The sequence below is a fragment of the Bradyrhizobium sp. Kon37 genome (genome assembly GCF_055807535.1).
In genome coordinates, this window is the sequence record NZ_JBVVOY010000134.1 from 1 (window position 1) to 454 (window position 454).

Here is a 454-nt window from a genome sequence, read left to right on the forward strand (position 1 = left end):
ATTGACTGGCTGGCAGAGCAGCAACTGGTCACCGTGGAAAACCTGCGCGGCTTTTATGTCGTAACGCTGACCTCCCGAGGTCAGGATGTGGCAGAAGGTCGTGCCCGCGTTGCCGGTGTCAAGCGTCCTCGTCCCCGTGCATGACAGGAGGCGTGATGGACAGGAAAACACGGGGCCGGGCTTCAAAAGTGGATTTACTGCCGGAAAACGTACGTAAAACGCTGCATGAAATGCTGCGTGATAAAGCGATCCCACAGGCCCGCATTCTGGAAGAAATTAACGCACTGATTGAAGACGCAGGCCTGCCGGATGAGATGAAACTCTCCCGTTCCGGTCTGAATCGTTACGCGACGAACGTCGAGCAGGTAGGCCATAACCTGCGACAGATGCGTGAAATGACGTCAGCACTGACCGCAGAACTTGGCGACAAGCCCCTGGGAGAAACCACAACCCT

Annotated in this window: 1 protein-coding gene; it reads left to right on the forward strand. The window is 56.2% G+C overall.

What is annotated here, in order from left to right; genetic code table 11:
- Positions 1–155: 155 nt before the first annotated feature.
- Positions 156–454, forward strand: a 299-nt coding sequence (locus AC0L3J_RS37450; RefSeq protein ID WP_473350439.1) for a phage protein Gp27 family protein, incomplete at its 3' end; no start/stop codon positions are given.